Genomic DNA, 6,962 nt, shown 5'->3' on the forward strand with positions numbered 1-6,962 from the left:
TCATAGAGGCCTGCGCCGAAGCCCAGCCCGACCGGCCAACGACGTGGATCAACACACAGATTCAAAACATTTATGGCGCCTTGCACCGCGAAGGCCATGCCCATTCAATCGAATGCTGGAGCGAGGACGGCGCCCTTGTTGGCGGGCTTTACGGGGTCAAGCTCGGCGCGGCCTTCTTTGGCGAGAGCATGTTCTCACGGCGCACCGATGCGTCGAAGATCGCCCTGGTGCATCTGGTGGCGAGACTGATTGTCGGCGGTTTCGACTTACTGGACGCACAGTTCCACAATCCGCACCTTGAACAGTTCGGGCTCGAAGAGATTTCAAAAGATGAGTTCCTGAAGCGGCTGAACGCAGCGCTCACCCATGAGGCCGACTTTTATTCAGCCGGCTCTTCCGGCGAGGATAAACTGACAGGCGAGCGCTCGGTGCATCTGATCACCCAGACATCATAGACAGGGTGTTCCAGCGCATTGAGGCCGGGTGTCGAGGCGAACATCCAACCTGAAAACAGCGTCTGCGTCTCATCATCGCTTCTCTCGGAGCGCTCATCGCCTTCGACGTCACTGGCCAGCCGCGGCACCGTCATAGACTGCATCCGCACGGCATTCGCGGTCTCGATCTGCAGGAAAGCGGCCGATTCAGGCGGCTCCTCAGGCGGGGTCTGGAAGCAGGCTTCAAGGCCGATCTTGAGCGAGCCATAGATGACGGGCTCGCCGACATTGATCTCGAAATCGGTCGAGCGGCCCGTAATCTTGTCGAGCGCGCGCAGCGTTGCTGTCTGCTCCTCGGTATAGGTGGCCGCTGCAGCCGGAAGGCCCAGCGTGCCAAGGCCAAGTGCCGAGGCCGTCAGTAAGGATATCAAACGCACTTATTCGTCTCCCGGAGAAACCACATCTTCGTCAGTGTCATCGATTGAAGTCGATGAATCGGGAGATTCTGTGTCGTCTGCTGCGCTTTCCGCAGGCTCTTCTTCGACGGGCGTGTCGACAGGCTCTTCTGTGTCTTCAGCGATATCTGTCGCCGACGAGGAAGAAGGCGATGGAGCGGGCGAGGAAGCATCAGAAGAGGAATCATCGGAGCCTGCTGAACCGCTGGCAAAAGAGGCAAACAGGGTGAGCAGGTCGACGCTGCCCTGAGTATAGAGAATTTCTCCACACCCGGATTCGCCAAACAGCTTCTCGCCTTCCCCGCAAGGTTCGATCGTCCCGAAGCCAGAGGCCGGCTCGAGATTGATATAATTGCCGCCAAGCAGGCCTTCGGCCTGAACGCGCGCAGAGGTGCCATCCTCGAGCGGGACGAGGTCTTTCGAGATCGCCATGGTGACGAGCGCTTCAGCCCGCTCGACATCGAGGTCGATCTTCCGGACCGTTCCGACTTTTACGCCGGCCATGCGAACGTCTGTCCCGGCGCTCACGCCGCTCACACTATTAAAGCGCGCGCCAAGCTCAACGCTGCCGGACGGCGCGGATGCAGCTTCGCCGCCCCGTGCCATGGCGAACCAGAGGAAGACGCCGGCGACGACGAGGACGGCCGCGCCGATAAGGGTTTCAAGAATGGATTCACGCATCTGGGGTCCAGGCCTCATAGTCTGCATCGGCCTTGCGCCGGTCGCCGCCTTCGCTGATCGCGCCTTTCGGGCGGTATGCGAAGAGCGTCCCGGTCATGTTCGGCTTGTGATCGGTTTCCCAGGCGCGCCGGGTGAGCGGTTTTTCTGTCGGCGGCTCATCCAGCGTGTGGTGAAGCCAGCCATGCCATTCGGCGGGCACTTTGGAGGGCTCGGCCAGACCGTCATAGATGACATAGCGCCGGCACCGGCCTTCCACAGACTTTTTACGGTCCTCATAATACTTGTTGCCGTAATCGTCGGTCCCGACATGTTCGCTGCGGCGCTTGATATCGAACCAGCCGCCGGGCGTGACACCGTTCCACCAGGTGAAGAGCTTGAACATTCCGAAACCTCGAATCTGCAAATCAGAACTGGAATATGGGGCAAGCCCTAACGCGAATCCAGTTATGCATGGCCACACAATATCTGAACCGTACCGTCAAGGCCGCAGAACACCCCTTCGCGCCTTCGGCCGGTATGGCCAGAAGTCGATTTGCAGGAGACGGTGATGAGCAAGACAAGTGAAAGAACAGGCGTGCTTCAGGCGGCCCTAGCAGATGGCCGTATCAGCCCGATCTGCAGGCTCGCAGACCTTGTCGCGCTGCCAGACTGTTCCTCTGAGCCCGGCGCCGAAACCAGAATAGCCTTGGCCGCCGAGCAGATGCAGTCCGCCGACCTCCTGCGCCGGACCACGCTGGGCCTTGCTGAGCTGGTTGAGCAGCTCGGGCCTTCGCCGAAGAATGCAGACCTGGCCGAAGCGATCCTGTCGGGCTTGCCGCAATCGCTGGTCGAGGCAGGGCTGAACCATGAAGCCGGATTTCCGGGGCTGGAGCGGGACCTGCGCGCGCAGGCCATGCGCGAGACGGTGACCGCGCCTATTGGCATATCAGCCGAGGCAGCCACCGAAGCGCCCGCCCTTCTCGCCCGCGCGCAGGAAACTGGCGTCACCCTGTGGATCGGCGGCGCAATCTCACTGGAGGCGAGTGCACCTGCCGTGGCGGTCGATGTCTCGACCTTCATTTCCGATGCGGGGCTGGAACTCAGCCTGCTGAGCGATACTCTGGGGGCCGCCTGCAAGGCCGCCGGTTCGCCTCAGCAAATGGGGCTTGTCCTGCATGGCCTTGCCGCTGCCGCCCTCGCGCTGGAGCCTCAGGGCGAAGCTGATCTGGTCAAGCGTACCGGTGCGGTGATCGCCAGTGTCGGGGCGCTGACCGGCGCAAGCGCGCTTACCAAAGCGGATTCCTCGCGGCTTGGCCTGAAACCGGATACCGCAATCGCCCCTGTCGAGGGCCTGCAGCTTGTCATCGCGCCCCTGCCTGTGAGCGCCGATCTTGGCTTTGTCCCGGCAAGCGACGGTCTCTCGGGCCGGGTCTCGCTCACCCTGACGGATGAAGATGGCATCACCTGTCTGTCCCCATCGGCGACGCTCGCAGCGCAAGGCCTCGGCGAGGACGCCGCCGAGGCGATCCAGACGGCAATCGATGAGGGATGCAATCTCGACAATCTTCCGGAGATCAATACCGAAACGCTCCGAATACGCGGCTTTTCCGACGAAGGCATAGCGCGCCTTCGCAATGCGATCTCTGAGGGCCTTCCCTTCCGCGCAGCCTTCTCGCGTTGGGTGCTCGGCGATGACGTCCTGTCGCGCGACCTCAAACTCGCGCCCGAAGCCTATGATACGGACGGCGTTGCCTTGCTGCGAGCCATCGGGTTCTCAACATCTGCGATCGAAGCGGCAGAGGCGGCCTCGGCCGGCGCGACGGAAAAGGCCGTGGCGGGCGTTTTCGAGCAGTATCAAGCAGGGATCAGCGCCCCTGTTGCCTTCACGCTCGATGTGGTGCGGCTTGCCCGCAAGCACGTGTCGGCGGGCATCTGCGTTGAGGCAAGCGGCTGGTCTGACAGCGATGTGTTGGCTGCCGCCGATCTCGGCATTTCGCTCACCCTCCGCCCGACCGAAGAGGCCGACACCGCCACAGACGAGCGGATGAGCGCCATTCTCGGCCTCGCAGAAGATCTGGCGAGCGAATATGAGCGAGAAGCCATGAGCGAGGCCGCATTCCCCGCGCCGTCTTCGCCCTCAATGGGTGTCCAGCGGACACGCCTGCCGGACCGGCGCAAGGGCTATATCCAGAAAGCGGCTGTCGGCGGCCACAAGGTCTACCTGCATACCGGCGAATTCGATGACGGCTCGCTGGGCGAGATCTTTATCGACATGCACAAGGAAGGCGCCGCTTTCCGTTCGCTGATGAATAATTTCGCCATCGCTGTCTCACTCGGCCTGCAATATGGTGTGCCGCTGGATGAGTATGTTGATGCCTTCGTTTTCACGCGGTTCGAACCGGCCGGCGAGGTCACGGGCAATGACCGGATCAGCAAGGCGACGTCCATTCTGGACTATATCTTCCGTGAGCTTGCCATCTCCTATCTCGCCCGCGAAGACCTTGCCGAAATTGGCGCCGATGTCAGCCATGACGGGCTCGGCCGCGGCCTCAAGGATGGCACTCGCGAGGCTCCGCAGCCCCTTCCCGACGAAGCGGCCCAGCTCATCTCGCGCGGCTTCTCGCGGGGGCAATTGCCGGACAATATCGTCATCCTCGACAAGAAGAGAGCCGAGCGCACGGAAGCCGGCATGCAGGGCGAAACCCCCAAATTTGAGGATTACGAGCCCGATTACCTCTCCCAGGCCTGCCCCAATTGCGCGAGTTTTACACTCATGACTCTCCCAGAAGAAGAAACCCTGCACTGCGAGACATGCGGGGAGGAAACCAGCCCCGAGAGCATCTTCAACTAATTCCTGGCGTGTGCCCTGACCGGGGGGCGCCCGCATAGGCTGCGAGCGCCTCTGGCAAGCGCCTTGCGGAGGATATGGCAAAGCCCCCTCCTACCGCATCAGGTGTGCCATGCTGAAACAAATTGTTATATCCGCTGCCGCAATCGTCTTTTCCGCGTCGGCCTTTGCGCAGGATGCTGGCGAGATCAGACAAGTCCAGGCTGGCCAGTCCTGCCCCGGCTGTAATCTCTTTCAGGCAAACCTCGCCTATCTTGATGCAGAAAATGTAGATGTATCAAAGGCTCGCCTGCGCCAGGCAGATCTCCAGCTCTCGACATTTGGCGGGTGGAATTTCAGCGGGACCAACCTGTCCATCGCAAATATGTTCGGTGCACGGTTCAATAATTCAGACTTTTCGAACGCCGATCTTACCCGCGCAAACCTGGTCGGCGCCTATCTTGGGTCCTCCAATCTGGGGGGCGCCAACTTGACAGGGGCGAACATTTCTGGCGCAAATTTGTCCATCGTCCGGGGACTAAACCAGCCTCAGCTGGATCGGGCGTGTGGGGACAATTCGACGATGCTTCCGAAAGGCCTGAACGTGTCAGCCTGCGGCTAACGCCCTCTTTGGAGGGTGAGGCTCGCGCGCAACACTTTCGCGTCCTTCTCATAGTTATCGTGGAATTAAGTTATTTGAGTGGTGGAGGGACAATACGATATGGCCATGTTTAAAACGGGCCTGAAACTCGCAGTCGCAGCAATTTCTCTTGGGGTAATGGTGCCGCAGCAAGCGCCCGGTGCTCAGGAAAATTCGCATTATGTCGCCTGGTCGCCGTCTTATGGTGGCTCCTGCCAGGGGTGTGATCTGCGCGGGCGCAATATGTCAGGCTGGGACATTTCCAACGCCAACTATCCGGATGCGGATATTTCAGATGCCCTGTTGCGCGGGACCCGGGCTGTCGGTGTTACATTCACAGGTGCGGTCGCCCTTAATACCGATTTCAGGCAGGCCGTCCTGGACCAGGCGAAATTCAACGACGCCCATCTCGAAACCTCGCGTTTTGACAAGGCAAGCCTGATGAATGCCGACCTGTCGCGGGCGGTGATGACAGAGACCAAGATGCGCGGCGCCGTTCTGAGCGGGGCGACAGTGCGCCGTACGGATTTCTCGAACGCCGACGCCAAGCGCGCCGATTTTTCCGGTGCCAATGCAGCCAACGCGCTGTTTATCGGCGCGAGGCTCGAAAATGCGATTTTCCACAATGCCGTGCTGACCGGCGCCAGTTTCGAGGGCGCCAATCTGACCGGCGCGCAATTTACAGACATGCGCCTCAATGAAGTGGATTTTACCGGCGCGACCGGCCTTGAGACCGTGAATTTCGCCAATAGTTGCCTGGCGAGTGGCACCATCCTGCCTGAAACCATCGCGCTTGATCCGTGCCCTCCCCTCGATGGCACGATCATACTCGACTTCGACTAGGCCGGATCAGACCACGGATTTGAGAGGGCGCCCCGCAGGCGGCGCCCTTTTGTATCTAGGTGTCCTTCTTGACCTGCGGCGCGAGCCTCAGATTCAGCTCTTTCAGCTGCGCGTCTTCAGCCGGCGCCGGCGCGCCCATGAGCAGGTCGACGGCTTGCTGGTTCATCGGGAAGAGCGCGATGTCGCGAAGGTTCTTCGCCCCGCACAGGATCATCACGATACGGTCGATACCAGCCGCCATGCCACCATGCGGCGGCGCGCCATACTGGAACGCCCTGTAGAGGCCGCCAAACTCCGTCTCGACGTCCTCCTTGGACATGCCGACCTTTTCGAACGCCTTGACCATGAGTTCTGGCACATGGTTGCGGATGCCGCCTGAGACGATCTCATAGCCATTGCAGACGAGGTCATATTGCCAGGCCTTGAGGTCGAGCGGGTCCTCACTGTTGAAGGCCTCTAGGCCGCCCTGCGGCATGGAGAAAGGGTTGTGCGAGAAGTCGATGCGCTTTTCGTCCTCATCCCACTCATAGAAGGGAAAATCGACGATCCAGGCAAGTTCGAACCGGTCGCGGTCGATCAGGTCAAGTTCCTCGCCGACACGGGCACGGGCGGCGCCTGCAAAGGTTGCGAAGGCTTTTGGATCGCCTGCGGCGAAGAAACAGGCATCGCCCGCTTCAAGCCCAAGCTGCGTGCGGATCGCTTCTGTGCGCTCCGGGCCGATATTCTTGGCGATTGGGCCTGCGCCAGCGACGGCGCCCTCTTCTTCGCGCCAGAAGATATAGCCAAGGCCCGGCTGGCCTTCGCCCTGCGCCCAGGAGTTCATCCGGTCACAGAAAGCGCGGCTGCCGCCCGTCTTGGCCGGGATCGCCCAAACCTCGACCTTCGGGTCGCGTTCGATCATGCCGGCGAAGACCTTGAAGCCTGAGCCAGCAAAATGCGCGGTGACCGCTTCCATCTCAATCGGAATGCGCAGGTCCGGCTTGTCGGATCCGTATTTGCGCATCGCCTCATCATATGGAATGCGGCGGAACTCCTGCGTGACAGGCTTGCCCTCACCAAACTCCTCGAAGATGCCGCGGAACACAGGCTCCATCGTCTCGAAC

The 6,962-nt window shown here is 60.8% G+C and carries 8 protein-coding genes; 4 read left to right on the forward strand and 4 right to left on the reverse strand.

Annotated elements, in window-relative coordinates; all coding sequences use genetic code 11:
- On the forward strand, positions 1-455 hold a 455-nt coding region (locus WA989_RS17290; RefSeq protein ID WP_424341722.1), incomplete at its 5' end, for a leucyl/phenylalanyl-tRNA--protein transferase.
- On the opposite strand, the gene WA989_RS17295 is transcribed toward WA989_RS17290, so the two are convergent.
- Genes WA989_RS17295 through WA989_RS17305 form a run of 3 tightly spaced genes read right to left on the reverse strand, consistent with a single transcriptional unit; the run spans position 380 to position 1,952 of the window.
- On the reverse strand, positions 380-871 hold the full coding sequence (locus WA989_RS17295; protein WP_424341723.1) for a DUF2155 domain-containing protein: 492 nt from the start codon (positions 869-871) through the stop codon (positions 380-382). The genes WA989_RS17290 and WA989_RS17295 overlap by 76 nt on opposite strands.
- Positions 872-1,570, reverse strand: coding sequence for an MlaD family protein (locus WA989_RS17300; protein WP_424341724.1), 699 nt, complete (start codon positions 1,568-1,570; stop codon positions 872-874).
- Positions 1,563-1,952, reverse strand: a complete 390-nt coding sequence (locus tag WA989_RS17305; protein WP_424341725.1) for an NADH:ubiquinone oxidoreductase subunit NDUFA12 — start codon at positions 1,950-1,952, stop codon at positions 1,563-1,565. Before WA989_RS17305 ends, WA989_RS17300 begins: the two co-directional genes overlap by 8 nt.
- 165 nt (positions 1,953-2,117) lie before the next feature.
- Between WA989_RS17305 and WA989_RS17310 the strand changes: the two genes are divergently transcribed.
- The 3 genes from WA989_RS17310 to WA989_RS17320 all read left to right on the forward strand — a co-directional run bounded on the left by WA989_RS17310 (position 2,118) and on the right by WA989_RS17320 (position 5,859).
- Positions 2,118-4,400, forward strand: a complete 2,283-nt coding sequence (locus tag WA989_RS17310) for a hypothetical protein (RefSeq protein WP_424341726.1) — start codon at positions 2,118-2,120, stop codon at positions 4,398-4,400.
- A 109-nt stretch (positions 4,401-4,509) separates the two neighbouring features.
- A complete protein-coding gene (locus WA989_RS17315; protein ID WP_424341727.1) occupies positions 4,510-4,998 on the forward strand; it encodes a pentapeptide repeat-containing protein in 489 nt (162 codons plus the stop codon).
- 99 nt (positions 4,999-5,097) lie between these two features.
- Positions 5,098-5,859 (forward strand): pentapeptide repeat-containing protein, encoded by a 762-nt coding sequence (locus tag WA989_RS17320; protein WP_424341728.1) that lies wholly within the window; start codon positions 5,098-5,100, stop codon positions 5,857-5,859.
- A 55-nt stretch (positions 5,860-5,914) separates the two neighbouring features.
- Here WA989_RS17320 and WA989_RS17325 read toward each other — a convergent pair.
- Positions 5,915-6,962 (reverse strand): amino acid--tRNA ligase-related protein (locus tag WA989_RS17325; protein ID WP_424341729.1); only part of this gene is annotated, 1,048 nt, incomplete at its 5' end.

It is taken from the genome of Henriciella sp., from assembly GCF_049649345.1.
GTDB lineage: Bacteria > Pseudomonadota > Alphaproteobacteria > Caulobacterales > Hyphomonadaceae > Henriciella.

What these genes read in the sequence shown, in the direction of transcription:
- WA989_RS17300 (WP_424341724.1), bottom strand. Translation starts at nt 1,570, where the DNA reads ATGCGTGAATCCATTCTTGAAACCCTTATCGGCGCGGCCGTCCTCGTC.
- WA989_RS17305 (WP_424341725.1), bottom strand. Translation starts at nt 1,952, where the DNA reads ATGTTCAAGCTCTTCACCTGGTGGAACGGTGTCACGCCCGGCGGCTGG.
- WA989_RS17310 (WP_424341726.1), top strand. Translation starts at nt 2,118, where the DNA reads ATGAGCAAGACAAGTGAAAGAACAGGCGTGCTTCAGGCGGCCCTAGCA.
- WA989_RS17315 (WP_424341727.1), top strand. Translation starts at nt 4,510, where the DNA reads ATGCTGAAACAAATTGTTATATCCGCTGCCGCAATCGTCTTTTCCGCG.
- WA989_RS17320 (WP_424341728.1), top strand. Translation starts at nt 5,098, where the DNA reads ATGGCCATGTTTAAAACGGGCCTGAAACTCGCAGTCGCAGCAATTTCT.